Genomic DNA, 23,790 nt, shown 5'->3' on the forward strand with positions numbered 1-23,790 from the left:
TATGTTACAGACAGAATCAAGATTAAAAGTCGCAGATAACACTGGAGCAAAAGAAGTTTTAGTGATTAGAGTTTTAGGAGGAACAAGAAAACGTTACGCAAGTATTGGAGACAAGATTGTAGTAGCTGTTAAATCTGCAACTCCAAACGGAACTGTAAAAAAAGGTCAAGTATCTAGAGCAGTTGTTGTGAGAACGAAAAAAGAAGTAAGACGTAAAGACGGATCATACATTAGATTTGATGATAACGCTTGTGTACTTTTAAATCCTACAGAGGAAATGAGAGGAACTCGTGTTTTTGGACCAGTTGCACGTGAGCTTCGTGAGAAACAATTCATGAAAATAGTATCATTAGCACCTGAAGTGCTTTAAATCATTATACAAGATGAAGAAGTTCAAATTAAAATCAGGAGATACTGTAAAAGTAATTGCAGGAGATCATAAAGGATCTGAAGGAAAGGTTTTACAAATCATTAAAGAGAAGGATAGAGTTTTAGTAGAAGGTGTAAACTTAGTTTCTAAGCACACTAAACCTAGCGCTCAAAACCCTCAAGGTGGTATTGTAAAGAAAGAAGCTTCACTTCACATCTCTAACTTAATGTTAGTAGAAGATGGTGTAGCTGTGAGAGTAGGTTATAAGGTTGATGGAGATACTAAGACTAGAGTCTCTAAAAAAACTAAAAAATAAAAATAATCATGAGTTACGTACCAAGATTAAAAGCAGAATACAAGGAAAGAGTTATAAGTGCTCTTACTGAAGAATTCAGTTATAAGAATGTAATGCAAGTACCAAAATTAGAAAAAATAGTTGTTTCTAAAGGTGTTGGTGCTGCAATTGCAGATAAGAAATTAATAGATTATGCTTTAGAAGAGTTGACTAAAATTACAGGTCAAAAAGCAGTTTCTACATTGTCTAAGAAAGATATCGCAGCTTTTAAATTGCGTAAAGGGATGCCAATTGGTGTTAAAGTTACTTTACGTGGTGATAAAATGTATGAGTTCTTAGATAGATTAGTTACCGCTTCTCTACCTCGTGTTAGAGACTTTAACGGTATAAAAGCTAATGGTTTTGATGGAAGAGGTAATTACAATTTAGGAATTACTGAACAAATCATCTACCCAGAGATTAATATTGATCAAGTTAAAAAAATTAGTGGAATGGATATTACTTTTGTAACATCTGCAGATACTGATAAAGAAGCTAAATCATTATTAGGAGAATTAGGTTTACCATTCAAAAAAAATTAAGAAATGGCTAAAGAATCAATGAAAGCGCGTGAGCGTAAGAGAGCAGCAACTGTTGCTAAATATGCTGAAAAGAGAAAAGCTTTAAAAGAAGCTGGAGACTATGATGCATTACAAAAATTACCTAAGAATGCTTCACCAGTTAGAATGCATAACAGATGTAAGTTAACTGGTCGTCCAAAAGGATATATGAGACAATTTGGTTTATCTCGTGTTACTTTTAGAGAAATGGCCAATCAAGGGTTGATACCAGGTGTGAAAAAAGCATCTTGGTAGAAAATTTTAAATAAAGCTCAAATATAAAAATAGAATGTGTACATTTGCACGCTCTATTTTTTTTGAGTATAAGAATTTTAACTGATTATAGGTTCATTTATCACAGAGAAATCTGTAGCATAAATAGAGGTATTTGAAAACCGTAATCGCAATTTTAAATAAATATGTATACAGATCCAATCGCGGATTTTCTTACAAGAGTAAGAAATGCAATCGCAGCAGGACACAGAGTAGTGGAAATTCCGGCTTCAAACTTGAAGAAGGAAATGACTAAAATTTTGTTTGATCAAGGGTATATTTTAAGCTACCAGTTCAATGACGATAAAGTTCAGGGAACAATTAAGATAGCTTTAAAGTACGAAAGAGAAACAAAAGAATCAGTAATTAGAAAGATTCAACGAATCAGTACACCAGGTTTACGTAAATACGTTGGCTCTACAGAGATGCCAAGAGTGTTAAACGGACTTGGAATTGCTATTGTTTCTACATCTAAGGGTGTAATGACAAACAAAAAAGCACGTCAAGAGAATGTTGGAGGAGAAGTTTTATGTTACGTTTATTAATCTATAGAAATGAGTAGAATTGGAAAAAATCCTATTAGCATTTCACAAGGTGTAGATGTTAATGTAAAAGACAATGTAGTAACCGTAAAAGGAAAATTAGGTGAGTTAACTCAAACTATTTCTGAAGGTATTACAGTAGAAATTGAAGATGGTATTATCACTTTAGATAGAACATCAGAAAGTAAAAACCATAAAGCACAACATGGTTTAATGAGAGCTTTAATCAATAATATGATTGAAGGTGTAAGTAAAGGTTGGACAAAAGATTTAGAATTGGTTGGTGTTGGTTATAGAGCATCTAATCAAGGACAAAAACTAGATTTAGCTTTAGGTTTCTCTCATAATATCGTTTTAGAGTTAGCTCCAGAGGTTAAAATTGAGACAATATCTGAGAAAGGGAAAAACCCGATCATTAAATTATCTTCATTTGACAAACAATTAGTTGGTCAAATTGCTGCAAAGATTCGTTCTTTCAGAGCTCCAGAGCCTTATAAAGGAAAAGGTGTGAAGTTTGTTGGTGAAATATTAAGAAGAAAAGCAGGTAAATCTGCATAATATATAGCATTATGGCATTATCAAAGCTACAAAGAAGAGCTAGAATTAAGCGTAGAATTAGAAAAATCGTTTCTGGTACTGCTACTAAACCAAGATTATCGGTTTATAGAAGTAACAAGGAAATCTACGCTCAATTAGTAGACGATGTAAATGGAGTAACATTAGCTTCAGTTTCATCTAGAAATAAAGAAATAAACGCAAGTACTAAAATCGAAGCAGCAACAGCAGTTGGTAAATTAATCGCTGAAAAAGCTACTAAAGCAGGAGTTGAAACTATTGCTTTCGATAGAAACGGGTATTTATATCACGGTAGAGTTAAAGTATTAGCAGACGCTGCAAGAGAAGCGGGTTTAAAATTTTAAGAAATTATGCAAGGATATAAAAACGTAGAAAGAGTAAAACCTAGTGGGTTAGATCTTGTAGATAGATTAGTAGGAGTACAACGTGTTACTAAAGTAACAAAAGGTGGTAGAGCATTTGGTTTCTCTGCAATCGTAGTTGTTGGAGATAGTAATGGTGTTGTTGGACATGGTTTAGGTAAATCTAAAGATGTTGCATCTGCAATTGCAAAAGCAATTGAAGACGCAAAGAAAAATTTAGTTAGAATTCCTATTTTAGATGCAACTTTACCTCATGAGCAAAAAGGTAAATTTGGTGGAGCGAAAGTTTTTCTTAAGCCTGCATCTCATGGTACTGGAGTTATTGCTGGTGGTGCTGTAAGGCACGTACTAGAGTCAGTTGGTATTCATGATGTATTATCAAAATCTCAAGGATCATCAAATCCTCATAACGTAGTTAAAGCAACTTTTAATGCTTTATTACAATTACGTAGTGCAGCAGGTATTGCTAAGCAAAGAGGGATTTCTTTAGAGAAAGTATTTAACGGATAAACCTAAGAACGATGGCAAGAATAAAAGTTACACAAGTAAAAAGTCAAATCGGACGTCTTCAAAGTCAAAAAAGAACTTTAGAGGCATTAGGTTTACGTAAAATGAACCAAACTGTAGAGCATGAGGCAACTCCATCTATAGTTGGTATGGTAAATACAGTTAAACACTTAGTTTCTTTCGAAGAAATTAAATAAGATATTTAGAAAAAATGAGTTTACATAATTTAACACCAGCAGTAGGTTCCATTAAAAAAGGAAAAAGAATTGCAAGGGGTGAAGGATCTGGAAAAGGTGGTACCGCTACAAGAGGTCACAACGGACAGAAATCTCGTTCTGGTTATTCTAAAAAGATTGGTTTCGAAGGAGGGCAAATGCCACTTCAGAGACGTGTACCAAAATTTGGTTTCACAAATATTAATCGTGTTGAATATCAAGGTATCAATATCGATAAATTACAATCTTTAGTTGATAGTGGAAAGATAACAGATACAGTTACTTTAGAGACTTTAATTGCTAATAGATTGGCAAGAAAAAACGACTTAATTAAAATATTAGGTAGTGGAGAGTTAAAGGCTAAATTAAACATAACTGTACATAAATTTACAGCAACAGCAAAAGCAGCTATCGAAGCAGCTGGAGGAGAAGCTGTTACTTTATAACATCCCGTAAATGATGAATTTTATTAATAGATTAAAAGAGATTTTCAGTATTGAAGAGTTGAAGAATAAAATTCTTCTTACAATCGGTTTAATTGCTGTGTATCGTTTTATGGCTTCTGTTCCATTACCTGGAATAGATCCATTACAACTTTCAGCTTTAAAAGAGAGTACTTCTGGAGGTCTTTTAGGTTTATTGAATGCATTTACAGGAGGAGCATTTGCTAGGGCGTCAGTAATGGCTCTTGGTATTATGCCTTATATTTCTGCATCTATTGTAGTTCAGTTAATGGGAATTGCGGTTCCTTATTTACAGAAACTACAAAAAGATGGAGAAAGTGGAAGAAAAAAAATTACACAAATAACAAGATGGTTAACAATTGGTATTACGTTAGTGCAAGCACCTACGTATATTACTGCTATTAAAACACAATTTGGTTTAGGACCAGAAGCGTTTTTAGTAAGTGGTGCTACTTTTTGGATATCATCAATCATCATTTTAACTGCAGGAACAATTTTTGCAATGTGGTTAGGAGAGCGTATTACAGATAAAGGTGTTGGTAATGGTATATCATTATTAATTACTGTTGGTATTATCGCTAACTTCCCTGCTGCTTTTTTACAAGAGTTTGTTGCTAAAACAACAAATGCTGGAGCAGGTGGAATTATGATGGTTTTAATAGAAATCATTGTTTGGTTTGTAGTAATTTTATTAACTGTGCTATTAGTTACTGCTGTTCGAAAGATTGCAGTGCAGTATGCTAGAAGAACGGTTGTAGGAAATGTACAAAATGTTGCAGGTTCAAGAGATTATATCCCTTTGAAGTTGAATGCAGCAGGTGTTATGCCAATTATCTTTGCTCAAGCAATTATGTTTTTACCAGTTGCTTTAGCTCAGAGATTTCCAGCAATTGCTAGCTTACAAGATATGAATGGTTTATGGTACAATGTTATTTTTGCATTGTTAATTGTCATCTTTAGTTATTTCTATACTGCGATTACTATTCCTACGAATAAAATGGCAGATGATTTAAAAAGAAGTGGTGGTTTTATACCAGGTATTAGACCAGGAAAAGACACAGCAGATAGATTAGATTCTGTATTATCTAGAATTACGTTCCCAGGATCGTTATTTTTAGCAGCATTATCTATTTTACCAGCAATTGTAGTTCAGTTTGGAGTACAACAGAGTTGGGCCATGTTTTATGGTGGTACATCATTAATAATTATGGTTGGAGTTGCAATTGATACGTTGCAACAAATTAATTCGTACTTATTAAATCGTCATTATGATGGTTTAATGAAAGCGGGGAATAGCAACAGAAAATCGAATAAATAATATGGCTAAACAATCAGCAATTCAACAGGACGGAACAATTACAGAAGCATTATCTAATGCAATGTTTCGTGTAGAATTAGAAAATGGACATATTGTTACGGCACACATTTCTGGTAAAATGCGTATGCATTATATCAAATTATTACCTGGAGATAAGGTGAAATTAGAAATGAGTCCGTACGATTTATCAAAGGCAAGAATTACTTACAGATACTAAAAAAACAAAACAGATGAAAGTTAGAGCATCAGTTAAAAAAAGAAGTGCCGACTGCAAAATAGTTCGCAGGAAAGGTAGATTATACGTGATTAATAAACAAAATCCTAGATTTAAACAAAGACAAGGGTAATGGCAAGAATAGCAGGTATTGATATTCCAAAGAATAAAAGAGGTGTTATCGCATTAACTTACATCTTTGGTATAGGAAGCAGCAGAGCTCAAAAAGTTCTAGCAGAAGCAAAAGTAGATGAGAGCATTAAAGTTCAAGACTGGACAGATGATCAAATCGCAGCAATTAGAGAACAAGTAGGATCTTTCACAATTGAAGGTGAACTACGTTCTGAGGTACAGATTAACATCAAACGTTTGATGGATATCGGTTGTCAAAGAGGTATTCGTCACAGACTTGGTCTTCCTTTAAGAGGACAAAGAACTAAGAATAACTCTCGTACAAGAAAAGGTAAGAGAAAAACTGTAGCTAACAAGAAAAAATAAGTTAGATAAAGTAATAAAGATCTAATAATAGTGTAAACTATAAAGTTAGAAAACTAAATTACTAAAACTGAAAAATTATGGCAAAAGCAAGTTCAAAAAAGCGTAAAGTAATAATTGATGCTATTGGAGAGGCGCACGTAACTGCATCTTTTAACAACATCATTATTTCTTTAACAAATAAAAAAGGTGACGTTATTTCTTGGTCATCTGCGGGTAAAATGGGTTTTAGAGGTTCTAAAAAGAATACTCCATATGCAGCTCAATTAGCAGCAGAAGATTGTGCAAACGTTGCAAAAGAAGCAGGTTTACGTAAAGTAAAAGTGTATGTAAAAGGACCGGGTAATGGTAGAGAATCTGCTATTAGATCTATTCATAATGCAGGTATCGAAGTAACAGAAATTATTGATGTTACACCTATTCCTCATAATGGATGTCGTCCACCGAAGAGAAGAAGAGTATAATTTAATTTTTTAATTTGATAGGATCTAGATTATCGAAGGAGTAAGCCTTAATTCATAATCCCTATCTATAACAACAAAAAGAAATGGCAAGATATACAGGACCAAAAACTAAAATTGCTCGTAAGTTTGGTGAAGCAATTTTTGGAGAAGATAAAAACTTCGAAAAAAGAAATTTCCCTCCAGGACAGCATGGTAATGCAAGAAGAAGAGGAAAAAAATCTGAATATGCTACTCAATTAATGGAGAAGCAAAAAGCGAAATATACTTATGGTATTTTAGAGCGTCAATTCAGTAACTTGTTTAAACAAGCACAAGCTGCTTCTGGGATTACAGGTGAAATCTTATTACAATTATGTGAATCTCGTTTAGATAACGTTGTTTACAGAATGGGTGTTTCTAACTCTAGAAGTGGAGCTCGTCAATTAGTTTCTCACAGACATATTACTGTTAATGGAGAAATAGTTAACATTCCTTCTTATAGTTTAAAAGATGGAGATGTTGTAGCTGTAAGAGAGAAGTCTAAATCTTTAAGTGCTATTGAAAATGCATTAGCTTCTAACAGCAATGTTTTTGAATGGTTAACTTGGAATACTGATACTAAATCTGGAACTTTTGTAAAAGCACCAGAAAGATTACAAATTCCAGAAAACATCAAAGAACAATTAATCGTAGAATTATATTCTAAGTAATAAATTAAACACATTGAAATTCGGCCAAAGGGTTTATAAACATCTCTTCACGTTTATAAACCGCGCAACCGAGTAACAATTAAAACGAAGAAAAATGGCAATTTTAAATTTTCAAAAACCAGATAAGGTTATTATGATTGAATCTACTGATTTTACAGGTAGATTTGAGTTTAGACCTTTAGAACCAGGTTTTGGTTTAACAATAGGAAACGCTTTAAGAAGAGTTCTTTTATCTTCTTTAGAAGGATTTGCAATTACATCATTAAGAATTGATGGTGTAGAGCATGAATTTTCTACTGTATCTGGAGTTGTAGAAGACGTTACAGAAATTATTTTAAACTTAAAACAAGTTCGTTTTAAGAAACAAATAGAAGAAACAGATAGAGAAACTGTATCTATTTCATTATCTGGTCAAGAGCAGTTTACTGCAGGAGACTTACAGAAATTTATTTCTGGTTTTCAAGTATTGAATCCAGATTTAGTAATCTGTAACATGGATAAATCTGTAAAGTTAAATGCAGAAATTACTATAGAAAAAGGTAGAGGATTTGTACCTGCAGAAGAGAATAAAAAAGCTTCAGCACCAATAGGAACAATCTTTACTGATTCTATCTACACACCAATTAAGAATGTAAAGTATGCAATCGAAAATTTTCGTGTAGAGCAAAAAACGGATTATGAAAAATTAGTTTTCGATATCGATACTGATGGATCAATCAATCCTAAAGATGCATTAACTGAAGCTGCAAAAATATTAATCCACCACTTTATGTTATTCTCTGATGAGCGTATCACTTTAGAGGCAGATGAAATTGCACAAACAGAAACATATGATGAGGAATCATTACATATGCGTCAGTTATTAAAAACTAGATTAATCGATATGGATTTATCTGTTAGAGCTTTAAATTGTTTAAAGGCTGCAGAAGTAGATACATTAGGAGATTTAGTTTCTTTTAACAAAAGTGATTTAATGAAGTTTAGAAACTTTGGTAAAAAATCATTAACAGAACTAGAAGAATTGGTTATTGTTAAAGGTTTAAGTTTCGGTATGGATTTAACAAAATACAAATTAGATAGAGATTAATTTTTCATAATTTGCTCCTCATAGTGAGTTGATGCAAGATGAAATTATAAAACAAAGGTCATGAGACACGGAAAAAAGCATAATCATTTAGGAAGAACTACTTCACACAGAAAGGCAATGTTAGCTAATATGACATGTTCTTTAATAGAACATAAACGTATTAACACTACAGTGGCTAAAGCAAAAGCATTAAGAGTTTTTGCAGAACCATTAATAACAAAGTCTAAAAGTGATACTACTCACAACAGACGTGTTGTATTTTCTCACTTACGTGATAAATATGCAGTTACAGAATTATTTAAAGAAATCTCTGTAAAAGTAGCAGATAGACCAGGAGGTTATCTTCGTATTATTAAGTTAGGAAATCGTCAAGGGGATAATGCTCCTATGGCAATGGTAGAATTAGTTGATTACAACGAAATTTACAATCCTAATGGTAAAAAAGCTAAGAAAACTACACGTAGAGGAAGAAGCAAAAAAGCAGATGCTCCACAAGTAGAAGGAACAGCAACAGAAGAAAAATCTGAAGAATAGAAAATGAAAATTTTTTAATTTATATAAAAGGGATAAGCGTTTACGTTTATCCCTTTTTTTTATATTTTTGCATTAAGAAACACAACAACTATCAATAACTATCAATGAAATATCAAACACGAAAAAAAGCGCTTGTTTTATTAGCAGATGGAACAATTTTTTATGGTAAATCCGTAGGAATAGAAGGAACGTCTACTGGAGAAATCTGTTTTAATACAGGTATGACAGGGTATCAAGAAATTTTTACAGATCCCTCTTATTTTGGTCAATTAATGGTTGCAACAAATGCACATATTGGTAATTATGGGGTAAATGATAATGAAGTTGAATCTGATGGAATAAAGATATCAGGTTTAATTTGTAGAAATTTTAGTTTTACACATTCTAGAGTAGATTCTAATGGTAATTTAAAAGACTGGTTTACAAAACACAATCTTGTGGCTATTTCTGATGTTGATACTAGAGCTTTAGTGGCATATATTAGAGATAATGGAGCTATGAACGCTATTATTTCTACAGATGTAGATAATATTGAAGATTTAAAAAAGCAACTTGCAGCTGTGCCTACCATGGAAGGTTTAGAATTAGCCTCTAAAGTATCTACAAAAGAACCATATTTTGTGGGTGATGAAAATGCTGAGTTTAAAATATCTGCCTTAGACATCGGAATTAAAAAGAATATTTTAAGAAATTTAGTAAAAAGAGGAGCTTATATAAAAGTTTTCCCTTATAATGCTAAATTTGAAGATTTAGCAGCTTTTAATCCTGATGGTTATTTTATTTCTAATGGACCTGGAGATCCAGAACCATTAATTGAAGCACAAGAAGTTGCTAAACAAATTATAGAAAGAAATTTACCTTTATTTGGTATTTGTTTAGGACATCAAGTAATTGCTTTGGCTAACGGAATTTCTACTTATAAAATGCACAATGGTCATAGAGGAATTAATCATCCTGTAAAAAACTTATTGACAGGTAAAGGAGAAATTACTTCACAAAATCATGGTTTTGCTATCAATAGAGAAGAAACAGAAGCTAATGAGAATGTAGAAATTACACATGTTCATTTAAATGATCATACAGTTGCAGGAATTCGTATGAAAGATAAGAATGTTTTTTCTGTACAATATCACCCAGAAGCAAGCCCAGGACCTCATGATTCTGAGTATTTATTTGATCAATTTATAGAAAATATTATGAAGGCAAAAGCAGTGATAAGTTAACATTTGTTAATTTATTTCATCTGAAAACGTTTTCGTAAGTAACTATTTAAAACCACTCATTTATGAGTGGTTTTTTGTAAATTAGCAGTATAAATAAAAGACATAAATTAATTAAATAATAAATATAATGAGTATAATAATTAGCGTTCACGCACGTCAAATTTTTGATTCAAGAGGTAATCCAACAGTAGAAGTAGATGTAACTACAGAAAACGGAATTTTAGGTAGAGCAGCAGTTCCTTCTGGAGCTTCTACCGGGGAGCACGAAGCAGTAGAATTACGTGATGGTGGTAAAGATTACATGGGTAAAGGTGTTTTAAAAGCAGTATCTAATGTAAATAACATTATTGCTGCAGAATTATTAGGTACATCTGTATTTGAACAAAATGCAATTGATCAATTAATGATTGATTTAGATGGTACACCAAATAAATCTAAATTAGGAGCAAATGCAATTTTAGGAGTTTCTTTAGCTGCTGCTAAAGCTGCTGCTAATGAGTTAGGGATGCCTTTATACAGATATGTAGGTGGTGTTTCTGCTAATACTTTACCATTACCAATGATGAATATCATTAATGGTGGTTCTCATTCAGATGCTCCGATTGCATTTCAAGAATTTATGATTATGCCAGTTAAAGCTAAAACTTTTACTGAAGCTTTAAAAATGGGTTCTGAAATTTTTCATAACTTAAAGAAAGTTTTACACGATAGAGGTTTATCTACAGCTGTTGGTGATGAAGGAGGATTTGCTCCTAATTTGGCAGGTGGTACTGAAGATGCTTTAGAAACTATTGCTTTAGCAGTTAAAAATGCAGGTTATGTTTTTGGAGAAGAAATTAAAATTGCATTAGACTGTGCTTCTGCAGAGTTTTACGTTGATGGAAAATACGACTATACTAAATTTGAAGGTGAAACTGGAAAAATTAGAACAAGTAAAGAACAAGCAGATTATTTAGCTGAATTAGCTGCTAAATATCCTATTATTTCTATTGAAGATGGAATGGATGAAAATGACTGGGATGGTACAAAATACCTTACTGAATTAATTGGTGATAAAGTTCAATTAGTAGGTGATGATTTATTTGTAACAAATGTAGAGCGTTTGGCTAAAGGAATTGAAAACGGTATTGCAAATTCTATTTTAATTAAAGTAAACCAAATTGGTAGTTTAACTGAAACTATTGCAGCTGTAAATATGGCTAAAAATGCAGGTTATACTTCAGTAATGTCTCATAGATCTGGTGAAACAGAAGATAATACTATTGCAGATTTAGCAGTAGCATTAAACTGTGGACAAATTAAAACGGGTTCTGCTTCTCGTTCAGATAGAATGGCAAAATACAACCAATTATTACGTATTGAAGAAGAATTAGGAGCAACTGCTTATTTCCCAGGAGAAAAAGCTTTTAACTTATAAGGATTACTTTCTTATATATAATACAACCTCATAAGAAATTATGAGGTTTTTTTTGTTTAATTCTTATATAAATTACCTTTATTTTAAAATATCTAAAAACTATCAGTACCTCCTTTTAAAATTCTCTAAAATTTGGTATCTTCGTCAAACTTAACAATACTTAAAAATCATCATTGAATGTCAGATACAGCTAAATTACAAATTGGGGATAAATCTTATGAGTTTCCGATCGTAAAAGGAACAGAGAATGAACTAGCCATAGATATAAAAACCTTAAGAGGTGCAACTAATGGAGTTATAACTATAGATCCTGGTTATAAGAATACAGGCTCTTGTGAAAGTGCAATTACTTTTTTAGATGGAGAAAAAGGAATTTTACGCTATAGAGGTTATTCAATTGAAGAGTTAGCTGAAAAAGCAGACTTTTTAGAAGTTTCTTATGCTTTAATATTTGGTAACTTACCTACAAAATCAGAATTAGATAAATTTCATAATGATATTAGAGACCATTCTTTAGTTGATGATGATGTTAGAAAGATTTTAGAAGCTTTTCCAAAGACAGCTCACCCAATGGGAGTTTTGTCTTCTTTAACAAGCGCATTAACGGCATTTAACCCTTCTTCTGTAAACATTGAGTCTAGTGAAGATATGTATAATGCTATTGTACGTATTATGGCTAAATTTCCAGTTCTAGTAGCTTGGACTATGCGTAAGCAAAAAGGAATGCACTTAAATTATGGACAAAAATCTTTAGGATATGTAGAGAATCTTATGTTTATGATGTTTAAACAACCTAATGAAGATTTTGTAATAAACCCAATTGTTAAAGATGCATTAGATAAATTATTGATTTTACATGCAGATCATGAACAAAACTGTTCTACTTCTACAGTAAGAATTGTAGGTTCTTCTCACGCTGGTTTATTTGCTTCTCTTTCTGCAGGAATTTCTGCACTTTGGGGGCCATTACATGGTGGAGCAAACCAGGCGGTATTAGAAATGTTAGAAGGAATTAGAGCTGATGGTGGTGATACTAAAAAGTACATGGCCAAAGCAAAAGATAAAAATGATCCTTTCCGTTTAATGGGATTTGGACATAGAGTTTATAAAAACTTCGATCCTAGAGCTAAAATTATTAAAGCTGCAGCAGATGATGTTTTAAATGATTTAGGAGTTGAAGATCCTATTTTAGATATCGCAAGAAGTTTAGAGCAAGAAGCTTTAAATGATCCTTATTTTGTAGAAAGAAAATTATACCCGAATGTAGATTTTTATTCAGGTATTATTTACAGAGCTATGGGAATTCCAACAGAAATGTTTACGGTAATGTTTGCTTTAGGACGTTTACCAGGTTGGATTGCTCAATGGAAAGAAATGCGTCTTAAAAAAGAACCAATAGGTAGACCACGTCAAATTTATACAGGAGAAAATTTAAGACCTTTTGTAGGTTTAGAAAAAAGATAAATTTTATTACATTTACAAAATCAAAGCTTCATAATTTTATGGAGCTTTTTTTTATCCATATTATCTATGTTAGAACTAAATATAAAAAACGAAACAGCTAGATTAAGAGCTGTAATTTTAGGTACTGCCAAAAGTAATGGAGGAGTACCAAAAGTTGAAGACTGTTATGATCCTAAGAGTATAGAACACGTTTTAGCGGGTACATATCCTAAAGAATCTGCAATGAACTTAGAGATGGAAGCTGTTGCGGAAGTTTTAAAAAAGTATGATGTAGAAGTATTTAGACCAGATATAATTGAAAATTACAATCAAATATTTGCTAGAGATATTGCTTTTGTAATAGAAGACACTTTTATAGAAGCTAATATTCTACCAGACAGAGAAAAAGAATATAAAGCGATAGATAAAGTTATCTCACAAATAGATCCTTCTAAAGTGGTTGTTTTACCCAAAGAATGTCATGTAGAAGGTGGTGATGTAATGCCGTGGAATGAATATATTTTTGTTGGTACCTATTCTGGAAGTGATTATGCCGATTATATTACAGCACGTACAAATATGGATGCTATAATTGCGCTTCAAGAATTATTTCCTGAAAAAATAGTAAAATCTTTTGAGTTAAGAAAATCGAATACCAACGCTAAAGATAATGCGTTGCATTTAGACTGCTGTTTTCAACCAATAGGAAAAGACAAGGCTATTCTTCATAAAAACGGTTTTTTAGTTGAAAGAGAATATGAATGGTTGGTAAATTTCTTTGGAAAGGAAAACATTTTTGAGATAACTAAAGATGAAATGTATAGTATGAATAGTAATGTTTTTTCAATTTCTGAAGAAGTTATTATTTCTGAAAAAAACTTTACAAGATTAAACACTTGGCTTAGAGAAAATGGTTTTACCGTAGAGGAAGTAGCATATTCAGAAATAGCAAAACAAGAAGGGTTGCTTAGATGTTCTACGTTGCCTTTAATAAGAGATTAAATATAGATGTTTCAGCTGTTTATAATAGTGTCTTAAAATGTAATTATTTATAGTTAAAACAGATCTGGAATTTTTCTACAATAATTTAATTAGTGTTCTTGCCTTTATTAAAACAAAAAAACGAGCAAATTGCTCGTTTTTATTGTTTATAGGAGAAAAATATTTTCTCTATTTTTCTTTGATAGAATTTAAGTATTCTTGAAAACGTTTTCCGTAATCTGAGTTTTTTACATTATCTGATAAAGAATTATTCACCGTATCCAACATTTTTAAACTAGCATCATACATTTCTGTTAAGCCAATATAAGGTGCAACTTCATAGTCTGCATTTGTAAGTGCAAAATTGGTTGTAAATAAAACTCTTCTTCTAGAAAGATTTTGATAGTCTTTTTCTAATTGCGTAATTAATTCTTGATTGTCTGCTTTTTTAGCATCAAAATCTTTCTTAATGAATTCTAATCGCTGGTCCTGAAATTTATGTTTGATTTTGTTATACTTATCTAAAATTTCTTGATTTTTAGATCCTGTTATTTCTGGAGTATAGCCAAACTTTTCTACATTATCATTAATGGTAATAATTCCTTTTTCACCAAAAAAGAGAATTCTTTTATCACTTGTATTTCCGTCAAACGTTAAATAATAAAGTACAGGAGATTCTACATTATCCTTTAAAGTAAATTTATCGCTACCTAACAATTTTACAGAATCTACAGATACTAATAATGTATCTTTCATTTTTTGAAGGTATAGAGTCCCTTTCTTAAGACCTTTAATTTGTCCTTGCACAGTCATATTTCCTTCTTTTTTAGAAGAACATGCTGTAATTAAAATTGAAAGGACTAAAAGCGTAATAATTTTCTTCATAAATCTATATTTTTCGTCTGCAAATATGCTCATTTTTATTTAAAGTGTTGCTGATAATTCCATTAAAATGGTACATAAAATAGCACCAATTGTTCCTATAGCATACCCAAAAACAGCTAATAAAACACCAACAGTAGCTAAAGAAGGATGAAATGCTTGCGCTACAATTGGGGCAGAAGCAGCACCACCAACATTTGCTTGACTACCAAGTGCTAAAAAGAAATAAGGAGCTTTTATTAATTTGGCAACGAACACTAATAATCCAGCATGAATAGACATCCAAACAAGACCAATAGCAATTAACCCTACATTGTCAAAAATCATTGCTAAATCCATTTTCATACCAATGGTAGCAACCAAAATGTAAATAAATACACTTCCAATTTTACTTGCACCCGCCCCTTCGTAATTTTTTGCTTTTGTAAAAGATAAGATTACTGCAATAACGGTAGAAATGCTAATCAACCAAAAGAAACTAGAACCTAAGAAAGTAAAGATGTTTCTCCATGTTTCAGACTCTATACCTGCAACTAAATCACTAAAAAAAGAACTTAAATATGCTGCAGTAAAATGACCTAAACCAACAGTACCGAACGCAATGGCAAGAATTATCATAAAGTCTGTTACAGAAGGATTCCTTTTTACTTTCTTAGCAAATAAAGAAACTTTATCTTTTAAATCTTCTATGGCAGAAGTATCTGCACCCAACCATTTGTCTATTTTGTCTTTTTTACCAATTCCTATTAATAGAATAGCCATCCAAACATTAGCAACTACAATATCTACAAACACCATTCCTCCATATTTTGCAGGGTTGTATTTGTAAATTTCTAACATGGCAGTTTGGTTTGCACCACCACCAATCCAACTTCCTGCAAGTGTAGATAAACCACGCCAAACAGCATCAAAGTCAGAGCCACCAACCGTTTCTGGAGAGAAAATTGAAATTAATAAAATAGCTATTGGTCCTCCAATAATAATACCTACAGTTCCCGTAAAAAACATAATTAATGCTTTAGAACCTAGGTTGAAAATAGCTTTTAAATCGATACTTAGTGTCATTAAAACTAAGGCAGCAGGCAATAAAAATCGACTAGAAATATAATACAATTGCGATTTTCCTTTTACAACTTCTCCTGCCGTACTTAATGTTTCCCATTCTGGGGATATGATGCCGGCAGTAGTAAAAATAGCAGGAATGAAATATGCCATAAATAAACCTGGTACAATCTTGTAGAATTTATGCCAGAAACCACTTTTTATATTTTCCGTATAGAAAACGAAACCGAGTGATAACATTAAGATTCCAAAAACGATTGCGTCATTTGTAAAAGTGGGTGTTGTCATATTTAAATTGTTTTTTTTGTAAAGTCTGTTTTTAAAATTATTCCTACTTGTAACCTATGAAGATCACTATTTGAAAATTTTGTGTAAAAGTAACCTAATTTTAGTTTTAGATTATCATCGATTTTTTTAAGAATACCTGCACCCGTTCTATTTTGACTATAAGCTTTGGTTGCAAATTTTATAAAAAGCTCGCTAAAAGTGTAAGTTTCCCAATTTTTAGAAATTGGATAGTTTAAAAATAAGCCATATCGTATTCTGTGGGCAACCTCATTTGTTGCGTTTTTTCTTTTAAATCTTTGTGCTAATCGTACACGATGTTTTACTCTAATTTTATTCCAATTATCTTTATAGTTTAAATCTTGATAAAAACGATATTCATATAAATCTGCAGCATCTTTTTTGTAAGAAGTGTCAGTTATGGAATATACACTACCAGCTGTAACGTTCATTTTATTATTAAAAGCATAATTGACTCCCAACCTATAAATTTCTTGTTGATATTCTGATGCTAGTTCATAATACCTAAAATGGGCATTGGTGGTAAGTTTGATGTTTTTAGAAAGTTTATAAGAACCATTGTACATATACCAAGTACCTAATTTGCTTTCAGCGGAAGATTGTGCATTTACTTGAAAACAGTAAAGTATTAAACAGATAATTAGTATTTTGTTTTTCATAAATTAATTAGATCTAAGAAAATAGATTTTAATTGATTTTTATCAAGTAGGCAATATACAAAATACTAAACGCTCAATAAAAATTGAGCGTTTATTTTTAAAATTTATGTTGTTTTTAATTGCTTGGATAAGCTTAATTTATTCTTCCTTCTTTTTAGGTTCTCTTTTAGCTTCCTTAAGTGCTTGCATAAGCATCCATTCTATCTGTCCGTTTGTAGAACGAAATTCATCTGCAGCCCATTTTTCAATAGCTTTTATCATGTCTTCATTTACTCGCAACGCGAATGCTTTTTTCTTTGCCATGTTATTTTTTTATAAATAAACTAATGGTTTCTATTAGTTTATCTGAGATTTGATATTCCGAAGAATAGTAAGATTTTATATTGTCTTCTTCTTTTTGAATGTCCTTTAAAACATGATTCATGTTTTCTATAATTACCAATTTAGAATCTGTATTTGCAGCATGCAACATTTTAGCATCTTCAATGGTTACTTGTAAATCTTTATCTCCATTAATAATTAAAACAGGAATCTTTAATTTTTTAATTTCGGTTTTAGGGTTCAACTGCATCCAATCGTATAAAAAATCCTGATTAGGTTTCCCAAATATGCTCATTAAAAACGGATGTACAGTTTCAATCTTCCCCTTTACTCTTAAAGTATCAAATTGTTTTCTGGCTGCAACACCCATTGGAGCGTTGTTTTTTGTGATTTGTTTTATAATTGTTTCATCAATTTGTTCTCCTGTACCAGCAATAGAAATGTATTTATCGACCTCTTTAGAAGCCATCATTGCAATTAATGAACCTTGACTATGGCCGACTAAAATAATTTTAGAAAAACGGTTGTCCTTTTTAAAATGTGCAATTACTTTTTCTGCATCCAATGTAAAATCGGATATTTTTGTATTTGCTAGTAACTTGCTGTTATTCTTGTTAGCGGTTCTTTTATCGTAACTAAAAAATGCAATATTTTCTTTGTTGATGGAATCTCTAAATTGTTTAATATAGTTTGCTTTTACATTTTGTGTAGGCTGATTTCCGTCTCTGTCTACAGGTCCAGAGCCATGAACCCAAATAATTAAAGGCGAATTTTCTTCCGTAAAAGTTAAGGTTCCTGGAAGTTCTATTGTTCCATTTTTTATTAAAATTTCTTCGGATTTTACTTGTGCTAAAGAAACGAGTGTCCCAAAGATTGTGATGATGATATAAGTAATAAAACGAATCATATTAATTTATTTTTGAATTATAAGTTTCTAACACTCTTTTTGCTTCTTCTTTTAATAGAGTTCCTATTAATAACTTTTCTCCATTTTTAAGTATTAATTGAATGCCAATATCACCAGAAACATTCACGGCTTTTTCTTTTCCTTTATTAAAAAAGAAGCCACCTCTTAATCCCCAACCACCAAACTCACTTATAGGTTGATACTTTCTTACATAAGCTTTAGAAATTGTATTCCAAGGAATTGTTTTTACTTTAAAATGTAAAGGAAAAAACTGGTAATGAATTCCTACTTCATCAATTTTGGTTGTTAGTTTAAAGAAGAAAATTAATGAAATCGATAATAGAATAACACCAATTGTGATTGCAAATTCTTGTGTAGATAAAGTTGAATCTTCTTTTAAGTATTTTTTAATCATCATTGTAACAGGTACAATGGAAGCTATAAGTAAAAGTACAATTAACCAGGTTTGTCTAAAATTTTGTTCTTCTTTAAAAATTTTCATTTAAAGATTTTTATCTTTTTCTAAAACGGCATAAACGCCACCATTGGTATTTGCATATACATTAATTACGCGCCAACCTTGTTTAGCGTGTTCATTTATTTCATCTTCAAAATTTTTCTGGCTGTTAGACCAACTTATTTTTTGTTTTAAAAATTTGTACTCTTTCATATTTTAGTTTTTTAAGATTCTATTTAGATATATGATATTTTAATGACTCAAAGTACCTGCATTTACAACCGGAGACGCTTCTTTATCTCCGCATAAAATAACCAATAAATTACTTACCATTGCAGCTTTGCGTTCATCATCTAACTCAACAATTTGTTTTCTACTTAATTCGTTTAAAGCCATTTCTACCATTTCTACAGCACCTTGTACAATTTTATGTCTTGCTGCTACAATTGCAGTTGCTTGTTGTCTTTTTAACATGGCTGAGGCAATTTCATTAGCATAGGCTAAATACCCAATTCTTGCTTCTAAAACTTCAATACCTGCAATTGTTAAACGCTCATCAATTTCTTTTTCTAAAGCTTCAGAAACCTCGTTAACACTAGAACGTAAAGTAATATCTTCATCATGACCTTCATCTGCAAAATTATCATACGGATACATACTTGCTAATTTTCTAACGGCCGCATCTGTTTGCACACGTACAAAGTTTTCGTAATTATCAACATCAAAAGCAGCTTTATACGTATCTGTAACCCTCCAAACCAAAATGGTAGAAATCATAATTGGATTCCCTAATTTGTCATTTACTTTTAAACGTTCAGAATCAAAATTACTAGCTCTTAAAGAAATTGTTTTTTTCTTATAAAGCGGATTTGCCCAATACATTCCATTCGCCTTAATAGTACCAACATATTTACCAAACAATAAAATTACTTTAGAAGTATTTGGGTTTACAAGAATAAATCCGAAGAAACCAATAAAGCCAATTAAACTAACAATCATATATACAATTGTTTCTTCCAATGCAGATAATACAATTCCGCCAATAAATAATAGTAGTACGATTAATAACATTAAATAACCGTTTGCTGGTTTAATAATTTTTTCTGCTTTCATATAGATTTATTTAAAGTGATATTAAAATGATATCGTAAAGATATAGTATTATTTTTGAGAATTACAAATTTGGTGAAGAATAATTTTATAAATTTGTTGAAACATAATTTTAAAAACACAAAATGAAGATTAAAGTACTTTTTATACTATCGATATTTTTATTCTCAAATTTTTCAGCAGAAGAAACTGTTTTTTGGGGACCAACAGGACATAGAACTACGGGGAAAATTGCCGAAAATCATTTAACAAACAAAGCCAAAAGAAAAATTGACAAATTGTTAAAAGGACAAAGTTTGGCATTTGTATCCACCTTTGGTGATGAGATAAAATCTGATAAAAAATACAACGAGTTTTATTCTTGGCATTATGTAAATATGGGCTTAGATGAAAAGTATGCAGATGCAGAAAAAAATCCGGCAGGAGATATGGTTACTGGTATCTATAAATGTATAGAGGTTTTAAAGGATGACAATAGTTCTGAGGAAGATAAAGTTTTCTATTTAAAAATGTTGGTACATTTAGTTGGAGATTTACATCAACCAATGCATGTTGGACAAAGAGAAGACAAAGGTGGGAATACAATACAGCTTCAGTGGTTTGGTAAGGGGACAAACTTGCACTCGGTTTGGGATTCTAAAATAATAGAAGAATATAACATGAGTTATATTGAATTGGCTGAAAATGCAAAAGATTTATCAAAAGCAGAAATTAAAGCTATTGAAAAAGGAACTGTTGTAGATTGGGTAGATGAAGTTCATGAGGTTACAAAAGAAGTTTATAAATCTGTAAAAGTTGGTGAGAATTTAAAATACAGATATTCTTATAATCATTTAGGAACTGTAAGAACTCAATTGCAAAAAGGAGGAATTCGTTTGGCAAAAATTTTAAACGATATTTTCTAACAGCAAAATAGATTAGTATTAGAGCCTCATAAATTTAGTTTTATGAGGCTTTTTTGTTAAGGATTAGTTAATTGTTTTTTAGTAAGATATCTTCTTTGTAATTTTATAAAATGTTTAAAAACGGTTTTTATTCTTTGCTATTTTTGTCTCTTTTATTTTCCTGTAAAAAAGGAGAAGTAAAAGAAGTATCACAAAAAGTAAGCTCTGTAAAGTCTTATACATACAATGAATTGAAACCTTTGTTAGAAAAAAATGATGGTAAAACATACGTTGTTAATTTTTGGGCAACTTGGTGTGCTCCTTGTGTAAAAGAATTACCGGCATTTGAAAAATTAAACAAAGAATATGCAGCTAAAAATGTAGAAGTTATTTTGGTTAGTTTAGACTTTCCGAAACAAGTAGATAAAAGATTGATTCCATTTATCAATAAACATAATTTACAGTCTAAAGTTGTTTTATTAAATGATATTAATGAAGATGTCTGGATTAAAGCCATAGATTCTACTTGGTCTGGAGCCATACCAGCTACATTAATTTACAATGCAAAAGGAAGAACGTTTTACGAGAAATCTTTCGATTATGAAGAACTAGAATCCGAATTGAAAACTATTTTATAAACTTACAAAGTAACAATATGAAATTTACAAAATCGATTTTAGTCCTATTTGTAGTTCTTGTGGCAAGTGCCTTTACAATAAATACGGCAGATGGTTACCAAGTAGGTGACACCATAGAATATTTTACGTTAAAGAATATTGATGGTAAAATGGTTTCTCTATCAGATTATGCTGATGCAAAAGGATTTGTAATCATTTTTACGTGTAATACCTGTCCGTATTCTGTAGCTAATGAAGATAGAATAATCGCTTTAGATTTAAAATATAAAAAATTAGGTTATCCTGTAATTGCTATCAATCCGAATGATCCGAAGGCTTCTAAAGGAGATAGTTTAGAAGATATGAAGGTTAGGGCAGAAGAAAAAGGATTCACGTTTCCTTATTTATTAGATGAAGGACAAAAAGTATATCCCAAATTTGGGGCAACTAAAACACCTCATGTATTTGTGGTTAGCAAACCAAGTATGAAAGTTGAATATATTGGAGCAATAGATAATAATTCTAGAGATGCAGATTCTGTAACTGAAAAATATGTAGAAAACGTGTTAGATGCTTTATTGTCTGGAAAAAAGCCTACAAAAAGAAACACTAGAGCAATTGGTTGTTCAATAAAAGTATTATAAGAGAAATGATTTAGAGATTAATTGAACTTTTTCCTCTATTTACAAAAAATCCCAAGTTTTCACTTGGGGTTTTTTTATGCGATAATTTTAAAAGGTGAGGTAAGTTTAATACCAACGTTTTTTATTCTTCTTAGAAGCTTCAGACTTTCTTCCTTTATTATGTTTACTTTCCGTATTTGGCTGTTTTTTTCTGTGTTTTGGTGGTGCAATAGGATAAGGATGTTCTGCAATAACTTTAATTGTTTTTTCAATTAACGTTTCAATTAATTTAATATAAGCATTTTCATCTGGAGAACAGAAAGAAAAAGCAATTCCAGATTTACCAGCTCTACCAGTTCTACCAATTCTATGAATATACGTTTCTGGTATGTTAGGAATATCAAAATTAATAATGGCATCTACATTTGTAATGTCAATTCCACGTGCTGCAACATCTGTCGCAATTAAAATATTTGCTTTTTTATCTTTAAAATCTTCAATAGCTTTGTTACGTATTGCTTGGGTTTTATCACCATGAATACTTGTAACTTTATAGCCATTTTTAAGTAGCGATTCCTCTAATTTATCTACACCAAACTTGGTACGTCTAAAAATAATTATTTTCCCGTTTATGGTGTTTCTTAACAAATGCAAACATAAATCGGTTTTGTTTTTCTTTGGAAGATAATACAATAACTGACCAATGTTTTTTGCCGTAGTTTCTTCTGGATTTATTTCAATCTTAATAGGACTTTTTAAAATCCTTTTAGCCAATTCATCTATTTTTTCTGGAATTGTCGCAGAGAAAAGTAATGTTTGTTTTTGCTTAGGACATAATGCTTCTATTTTTTTAACATCGGCAATAAAGCCCATGTCTAACATTAAATCTGCTTCATCTAATACAAAAATTTCAATAGCACTTAAATCGATGTTTCCTTGTAATTGTAAATCAATTAATCTACCAGGAGTTGCAACCAAAACATCTACACCTTCACCTAATATTTCTTTTTGAGGTTCTAAAGATACACCACCAAAAACAGCAGTAGTTTTTAAATCGGTGTATTTGCTGTAGCTTACAAAATTTTCTAAAATTTGTATTGCTAACTCACGAGTTGGTGTTATAATTAAAGATTTTATCTTCTTTTTAGCTTTTTTATCCTCTTCTACTTCTTTATCTAATAGAAGTTGAATTATTGGCAAAGCAAAAGCAGCAGTTTTTCCGGTACCTGTTTGTGCAGAAACAATTACGTTTTTTTTAGCTAAAACTAAAGGAATTGCTTTTTCTTGTACTTGGGTTGGTCTGTGAAATCGCTCTTCAGCAACTGCTTTTAAGATGGATTTATGTAAAGGTAATTCAGAAAACTGCATTGATTATTTTTTATGCAAAGATAGTTTAATTGTATCAATGCATTTTGTATTTATAAAATTTTGAATAATGAACGTTTTATTTACGTATATAAATGGATTAAGCATAAAACGGACTCGAATTTTAAAGGTGTTTATATTAATGTAAGTTTAATGTTTAGGAGAGAAAGTTGATTAGAGTGATGTATGTGTTTTTAGTTTAACTTGTTGTTATTCTTAATTTAGCCAAGTGTATGTGTGGTATTATTAAGCTAAGATTTGCATACAATTTAATTCTAATTCAGATAAAGTTGATATCTTAGTAGCTGTTTAACTTCTAGAAATTAGAATAGTAACACAAGGTAAATTTACCATAAAAAGGTTTTAAAAAAAGGAAGTCAAATTATTAAAAAGAATATAAGAAGCAGACTAGTTTTAATCTTTTTTATATGGATTTATTAGAAGTGTTTTATAAGGAAAATTATAATATAATTAACCTATAATACTTTGTAGACTTCCTTAGAAATATTAATATTGGTGCTTTAAAAAA

General features: G+C 31.1%; 34 protein-coding genes. 25 read left to right on the forward strand and 9 right to left on the reverse strand.

Annotation, left to right across the window (positions count from 1 at the left end; genetic code table 11):
* Window position 1 precedes the first annotated feature (1 nt).
* From rplN to WHD08_RS16640, 22 genes are all read left to right on the forward strand, one after another.
* Window positions 2-370: a 50S ribosomal protein L14 gene (gene rplN, locus WHD08_RS16535; RefSeq protein WP_068451523.1), complete on the forward strand. Its 369-nt coding sequence runs from the start codon at window positions 2-4 to the stop codon at window positions 368-370.
* Window positions 371-383: 13 nt separating this feature from the next.
* Window positions 384-686 carry a 50S ribosomal protein L24 gene (rplX, locus tag WHD08_RS16540; RefSeq protein ID WP_068451526.1) on the forward strand — a complete coding sequence of 101 codons (303 nt, stop codon included), beginning with the start codon at window positions 384-386 and terminating at the stop codon, window positions 684-686.
* Between the two features lie 8 nt (window positions 687-694).
* Window positions 695-1,246, forward strand: a complete 552-nt coding sequence (gene rplE, locus WHD08_RS16545; protein WP_208890010.1) for a 50S ribosomal protein L5 — start codon at window positions 695-697, stop codon at window positions 1,244-1,246.
* A gap of 3 nt (window positions 1,247-1,249) precedes the next feature.
* Entirely contained in the window at window positions 1,250-1,519 is a 270-nt protein-coding gene (rpsN, locus tag WHD08_RS16550; protein WP_165732603.1) for a 30S ribosomal protein S14, read from the forward strand.
* 164 nt (window positions 1,520-1,683) lie between these two features.
* Entirely contained in the window at window positions 1,684-2,082 is a 399-nt protein-coding gene (gene rpsH, locus WHD08_RS16555) for a 30S ribosomal protein S8 (RefSeq protein ID WP_068451535.1), read from the forward strand.
* A gap of 9 nt (window positions 2,083-2,091) precedes the next feature.
* A complete protein-coding gene (gene rplF, locus WHD08_RS16560) occupies window positions 2,092-2,637 on the forward strand; it encodes a 50S ribosomal protein L6 (protein WP_165732604.1) in 546 nt (181 codons plus the stop codon).
* A gap of 11 nt (window positions 2,638-2,648) precedes the next feature.
* Window positions 2,649-2,999: a 50S ribosomal protein L18 gene (rplR, locus tag WHD08_RS16565; RefSeq protein WP_165732605.1), complete on the forward strand. Its 351-nt coding sequence runs from the start codon at window positions 2,649-2,651 to the stop codon at window positions 2,997-2,999.
* Window positions 3,000-3,002: 3 nt separating this feature from the next.
* Window positions 3,003-3,527, forward strand: a complete 525-nt coding sequence (gene rpsE / locus WHD08_RS16570; protein WP_165732727.1) for a 30S ribosomal protein S5 — start codon at window positions 3,003-3,005, stop codon at window positions 3,525-3,527.
* An 11-nt stretch (window positions 3,528-3,538) separates the two neighbouring features.
* A complete protein-coding gene (gene rpmD, locus WHD08_RS16575) occupies window positions 3,539-3,721 on the forward strand; it encodes a 50S ribosomal protein L30 (protein WP_036783629.1) in 183 nt (60 codons plus the stop codon).
* A gap of 14 nt (window positions 3,722-3,735) precedes the next feature.
* Window positions 3,736-4,185 (forward strand): 50S ribosomal protein L15, encoded by a 450-nt coding sequence (gene rplO, locus WHD08_RS16580; protein ID WP_165732606.1) that lies wholly within the window; start codon window positions 3,736-3,738, stop codon window positions 4,183-4,185.
* A 13-nt stretch (window positions 4,186-4,198) separates the two neighbouring features.
* Window positions 4,199-5,521 carry a preprotein translocase subunit SecY gene (gene secY, locus WHD08_RS16585; protein WP_165732728.1) on the forward strand — a complete coding sequence of 441 codons (1,323 nt, stop codon included), beginning with the start codon at window positions 4,199-4,201 and terminating at the stop codon, window positions 5,519-5,521.
* A 1-nt stretch (window position 5,522) separates the two neighbouring features.
* Window positions 5,523-5,738, forward strand: coding sequence for a translation initiation factor IF-1 (gene infA / locus WHD08_RS16590; protein ID WP_004568721.1), 216 nt, complete (start codon window positions 5,523-5,525; stop codon window positions 5,736-5,738).
* Window positions 5,739-5,751: 13 nt separating this feature from the next.
* The gene (gene ykgO, locus WHD08_RS16595) at window positions 5,752-5,868 is read left to right on the forward strand and encodes a type B 50S ribosomal protein L36 (RefSeq protein ID WP_004568720.1); all 117 of its coding nucleotides are present in this window, start codon (window positions 5,752-5,754) and stop codon (window positions 5,866-5,868) included.
* On the forward strand, window positions 5,868-6,233 hold the full coding sequence (gene rpsM / locus WHD08_RS16600) for a 30S ribosomal protein S13 (RefSeq protein ID WP_165732607.1): 366 nt from the start codon (window positions 5,868-5,870) through the stop codon (window positions 6,231-6,233). The genes ykgO and rpsM overlap by 1 nt, the downstream gene beginning before the upstream one ends.
* A 77-nt stretch (window positions 6,234-6,310) precedes the next feature.
* A complete protein-coding gene (gene rpsK, locus WHD08_RS16605; protein ID WP_036825729.1) occupies window positions 6,311-6,694 on the forward strand; it encodes a 30S ribosomal protein S11 in 384 nt (127 codons plus the stop codon).
* Between the two features lie 83 nt (window positions 6,695-6,777).
* Window positions 6,778-7,383 carry a 30S ribosomal protein S4 gene (gene rpsD, locus WHD08_RS16610; protein ID WP_208890009.1) on the forward strand — a complete coding sequence of 202 codons (606 nt, stop codon included), beginning with the start codon at window positions 6,778-6,780 and terminating at the stop codon, window positions 7,381-7,383.
* 94 nt (window positions 7,384-7,477) lie between these two features.
* Window positions 7,478-8,470 carry a DNA-directed RNA polymerase subunit alpha gene (locus WHD08_RS16615; protein WP_165732609.1) on the forward strand — a complete coding sequence of 331 codons (993 nt, stop codon included), beginning with the start codon at window positions 7,478-7,480 and terminating at the stop codon, window positions 8,468-8,470.
* Between the two features lie 60 nt (window positions 8,471-8,530).
* Complete coding sequence (gene rplQ / locus WHD08_RS16620; RefSeq protein ID WP_068451564.1) at window positions 8,531-9,004, forward strand: 50S ribosomal protein L17; 474 nt, start codon at window positions 8,531-8,533, stop codon at window positions 9,002-9,004.
* A 104-nt stretch (window positions 9,005-9,108) separates the two neighbouring features.
* Complete coding sequence (gene carA / locus WHD08_RS16625; protein WP_208890008.1) at window positions 9,109-10,227, forward strand: glutamine-hydrolyzing carbamoyl-phosphate synthase small subunit; 1,119 nt, start codon at window positions 9,109-9,111, stop codon at window positions 10,225-10,227.
* A gap of 127 nt (window positions 10,228-10,354) precedes the next feature.
* The gene (eno, locus tag WHD08_RS16630; RefSeq protein ID WP_208890007.1) at window positions 10,355-11,644 is read left to right on the forward strand and encodes a phosphopyruvate hydratase; all 1,290 of its coding nucleotides are present in this window, start codon (window positions 10,355-10,357) and stop codon (window positions 11,642-11,644) included.
* A 177-nt stretch (window positions 11,645-11,821) separates the two neighbouring features.
* Window positions 11,822-13,108: a citrate synthase gene (locus WHD08_RS16635; RefSeq protein WP_208890006.1), complete on the forward strand. Its 1,287-nt coding sequence runs from the start codon at window positions 11,822-11,824 to the stop codon at window positions 13,106-13,108.
* A gap of 66 nt (window positions 13,109-13,174) precedes the next feature.
* A complete protein-coding gene (locus tag WHD08_RS16640; protein ID WP_208890005.1) occupies window positions 13,175-14,089 on the forward strand; it encodes a dimethylarginine dimethylaminohydrolase family protein in 915 nt (304 codons plus the stop codon).
* Between the two features lie 168 nt (window positions 14,090-14,257).
* On the opposite strand, the gene WHD08_RS16645 is transcribed toward WHD08_RS16640, so the two are convergent.
* From WHD08_RS16645 to WHD08_RS16680, 8 genes are all read right to left on the reverse strand, one after another.
* A complete protein-coding gene (locus WHD08_RS16645) occupies window positions 14,258-14,986 on the reverse strand; it encodes a DUF4369 domain-containing protein (RefSeq protein WP_340833002.1) in 729 nt (242 codons plus the stop codon).
* Window positions 14,987-14,992: 6 nt separating this feature from the next.
* Window positions 14,993-16,300 carry a DUF819 domain-containing protein gene (locus WHD08_RS16650; RefSeq protein ID WP_208890003.1) on the reverse strand — a complete coding sequence of 436 codons (1,308 nt, stop codon included), beginning with the start codon at window positions 16,298-16,300 and terminating at the stop codon, window positions 14,993-14,995.
* 2 nt (window positions 16,301-16,302) lie between these two features.
* A complete protein-coding gene (locus tag WHD08_RS16655) occupies window positions 16,303-16,977 on the reverse strand; it encodes a DUF2490 domain-containing protein (RefSeq protein ID WP_208890002.1) in 675 nt (224 codons plus the stop codon).
* Window positions 16,978-17,115: 138 nt separating this feature from the next.
* On the reverse strand, window positions 17,116-17,280 hold the full coding sequence (locus WHD08_RS16660) for an Arc family DNA binding domain-containing protein (RefSeq protein WP_068364181.1): 165 nt from the start codon (window positions 17,278-17,280) through the stop codon (window positions 17,116-17,118).
* A 1-nt stretch (window position 17,281) separates the two neighbouring features.
* Window positions 17,282-18,205, reverse strand: coding sequence for an alpha/beta hydrolase family protein (locus WHD08_RS16665; RefSeq protein ID WP_208890001.1), 924 nt, complete (start codon window positions 18,203-18,205; stop codon window positions 17,282-17,284).
* Window position 18,206: 1 nt separating this feature from the next.
* Window positions 18,207-18,707 (reverse strand): hypothetical protein, encoded by a 501-nt coding sequence (locus WHD08_RS16670; protein WP_208890000.1) that lies wholly within the window; start codon window positions 18,705-18,707, stop codon window positions 18,207-18,209.
* Window positions 18,708-18,875, reverse strand: a complete 168-nt coding sequence (locus tag WHD08_RS16675) for a DUF4177 domain-containing protein (RefSeq protein ID WP_208889999.1) — start codon at window positions 18,873-18,875, stop codon at window positions 18,708-18,710.
* Between the two features lie 39 nt (window positions 18,876-18,914).
* Window positions 18,915-19,775 carry an SPFH domain-containing protein gene (locus tag WHD08_RS16680; protein WP_208889998.1) on the reverse strand — a complete coding sequence of 287 codons (861 nt, stop codon included), beginning with the start codon at window positions 19,773-19,775 and terminating at the stop codon, window positions 18,915-18,917.
* A gap of 122 nt (window positions 19,776-19,897) precedes the next feature.
* Here WHD08_RS16680 and WHD08_RS16685 point away from each other — a divergent pair, with 122 nt between their 5' ends.
* The 3 genes from WHD08_RS16685 to WHD08_RS16695 all read left to right on the forward strand — a co-directional run bounded on the left by WHD08_RS16685 (window position 19,898) and on the right by WHD08_RS16695 (window position 21,917).
* Entirely contained in the window at window positions 19,898-20,677 is a 780-nt protein-coding gene (locus WHD08_RS16685) for a S1/P1 nuclease (protein ID WP_208889997.1), read from the forward strand.
* A 110-nt stretch (window positions 20,678-20,787) separates the two neighbouring features.
* On the forward strand, window positions 20,788-21,294 hold the full coding sequence (locus WHD08_RS16690) for a TlpA disulfide reductase family protein (protein ID WP_208889996.1): 507 nt from the start codon (window positions 20,788-20,790) through the stop codon (window positions 21,292-21,294).
* 17 nt (window positions 21,295-21,311) lie between these two features.
* Window positions 21,312-21,917, forward strand: a complete 606-nt coding sequence (locus WHD08_RS16695) for a thioredoxin family protein (protein WP_208889995.1) — start codon at window positions 21,312-21,314, stop codon at window positions 21,915-21,917.
* Between the two features lie 105 nt (window positions 21,918-22,022).
* Here WHD08_RS16695 and WHD08_RS16700 read toward each other — a convergent pair whose 3' ends face one another.
* Window positions 22,023-23,264, reverse strand: coding sequence for a DEAD/DEAH box helicase (locus tag WHD08_RS16700; protein ID WP_165732626.1), 1,242 nt, complete (start codon window positions 23,262-23,264; stop codon window positions 22,023-22,025).
* Between the last annotated feature and the right edge of the window lie 526 nt (window positions 23,265-23,790).

It is taken from the genome of Polaribacter sejongensis, assembly GCF_038024065.1.
In the GTDB taxonomy this organism is placed as follows: Bacteria; Bacteroidota; Bacteroidia; order Flavobacteriales; family Flavobacteriaceae; genus Polaribacter; species Polaribacter sejongensis.

Excerpts from the sequence above, each read along its gene's own strand:
- rplN (WP_068451523.1), top strand. The coding sequence starts at position 2 with ATGTTACAGACAGAATCAAGATTAAAAGTCGCAGATAACACTGGAGCA.
- rplX (WP_068451526.1), top strand. The coding sequence starts at position 384 with ATGAAGAAGTTCAAATTAAAATCAGGAGATACTGTAAAAGTAATTGCA.
- rplE (WP_208890010.1), top strand. The coding sequence starts at position 695 with ATGAGTTACGTACCAAGATTAAAAGCAGAATACAAGGAAAGAGTTATA.
- rpsN (WP_165732603.1), top strand. The coding sequence starts at position 1,250 with ATGGCTAAAGAATCAATGAAAGCGCGTGAGCGTAAGAGAGCAGCAACT.
- rpsH (WP_068451535.1), top strand. The coding sequence starts at position 1,684 with ATGTATACAGATCCAATCGCGGATTTTCTTACAAGAGTAAGAAATGCA.
- rplF (WP_165732604.1), top strand. The coding sequence starts at position 2,092 with ATGAGTAGAATTGGAAAAAATCCTATTAGCATTTCACAAGGTGTAGAT.
- rplR (WP_165732605.1), top strand. The coding sequence starts at position 2,649 with ATGGCATTATCAAAGCTACAAAGAAGAGCTAGAATTAAGCGTAGAATT.
- rpmD (WP_036783629.1), top strand. The coding sequence starts at position 3,539 with ATGGCAAGAATAAAAGTTACACAAGTAAAAAGTCAAATCGGACGTCTT.
- rplO (WP_165732606.1), top strand. The coding sequence starts at position 3,736 with ATGAGTTTACATAATTTAACACCAGCAGTAGGTTCCATTAAAAAAGGA.
- secY (WP_165732728.1), top strand. The coding sequence starts at position 4,199 with ATGAATTTTATTAATAGATTAAAAGAGATTTTCAGTATTGAAGAGTTG.
- infA (WP_004568721.1), top strand. The coding sequence starts at position 5,523 with ATGGCTAAACAATCAGCAATTCAACAGGACGGAACAATTACAGAAGCA.
- ykgO (WP_004568720.1), top strand. The coding sequence starts at position 5,752 with ATGAAAGTTAGAGCATCAGTTAAAAAAAGAAGTGCCGACTGCAAAATA.
- rpsM (WP_165732607.1), top strand. The coding sequence starts at position 5,868 with ATGGCAAGAATAGCAGGTATTGATATTCCAAAGAATAAAAGAGGTGTT.
- rpsK (WP_036825729.1), top strand. The coding sequence starts at position 6,311 with ATGGCAAAAGCAAGTTCAAAAAAGCGTAAAGTAATAATTGATGCTATT.
- rpsD (WP_208890009.1), top strand. The coding sequence starts at position 6,778 with ATGGCAAGATATACAGGACCAAAAACTAAAATTGCTCGTAAGTTTGGT.
- WHD08_RS16615 (WP_165732609.1), top strand. The coding sequence starts at position 7,478 with ATGGCAATTTTAAATTTTCAAAAACCAGATAAGGTTATTATGATTGAA.
- rplQ (WP_068451564.1), top strand. The coding sequence starts at position 8,531 with ATGAGACACGGAAAAAAGCATAATCATTTAGGAAGAACTACTTCACAC.
- carA (WP_208890008.1), top strand. The coding sequence starts at position 9,109 with ATGAAATATCAAACACGAAAAAAAGCGCTTGTTTTATTAGCAGATGGA.
- eno (WP_208890007.1), top strand. The coding sequence starts at position 10,355 with ATGAGTATAATAATTAGCGTTCACGCACGTCAAATTTTTGATTCAAGA.
- WHD08_RS16635 (WP_208890006.1), top strand. The coding sequence starts at position 11,822 with ATGTCAGATACAGCTAAATTACAAATTGGGGATAAATCTTATGAGTTT.
- WHD08_RS16640 (WP_208890005.1), top strand. The coding sequence starts at position 13,175 with ATGTTAGAACTAAATATAAAAAACGAAACAGCTAGATTAAGAGCTGTA.
- WHD08_RS16645 (WP_340833002.1), bottom strand. The coding sequence starts at position 14,986 with ATGAGCATATTTGCAGACGAAAAATATAGATTTATGAAGAAAATTATT.
- WHD08_RS16650 (WP_208890003.1), bottom strand. The coding sequence starts at position 16,300 with ATGACAACACCCACTTTTACAAATGACGCAATCGTTTTTGGAATCTTA.
- WHD08_RS16655 (WP_208890002.1), bottom strand. The coding sequence starts at position 16,977 with ATGAAAAACAAAATACTAATTATCTGTTTAATACTTTACTGTTTTCAA.
- WHD08_RS16660 (WP_068364181.1), bottom strand. The coding sequence starts at position 17,280 with ATGGCAAAGAAAAAAGCATTCGCGTTGCGAGTAAATGAAGACATGATA.
- WHD08_RS16665 (WP_208890001.1), bottom strand. The coding sequence starts at position 18,205 with ATGATTCGTTTTATTACTTATATCATCATCACAATCTTTGGGACACTC.
- WHD08_RS16670 (WP_208890000.1), bottom strand. The coding sequence starts at position 18,707 with ATGAAAATTTTTAAAGAAGAACAAAATTTTAGACAAACCTGGTTAATT.
- WHD08_RS16675 (WP_208889999.1), bottom strand. The coding sequence starts at position 18,875 with ATGAAAGAGTACAAATTTTTAAAACAAAAAATAAGTTGGTCTAACAGC.
- WHD08_RS16680 (WP_208889998.1), bottom strand. The coding sequence starts at position 19,775 with ATGAAAGCAGAAAAAATTATTAAACCAGCAAACGGTTATTTAATGTTA.
- WHD08_RS16685 (WP_208889997.1), top strand. The coding sequence starts at position 19,898 with ATGAAGATTAAAGTACTTTTTATACTATCGATATTTTTATTCTCAAAT.
- WHD08_RS16690 (WP_208889996.1), top strand. The coding sequence starts at position 20,788 with ATGTTTAAAAACGGTTTTTATTCTTTGCTATTTTTGTCTCTTTTATTT.
- WHD08_RS16695 (WP_208889995.1), top strand. The coding sequence starts at position 21,312 with ATGAAATTTACAAAATCGATTTTAGTCCTATTTGTAGTTCTTGTGGCA.
- WHD08_RS16700 (WP_165732626.1), bottom strand. The coding sequence starts at position 23,264 with ATGCAGTTTTCTGAATTACCTTTACATAAATCCATCTTAAAAGCAGTT.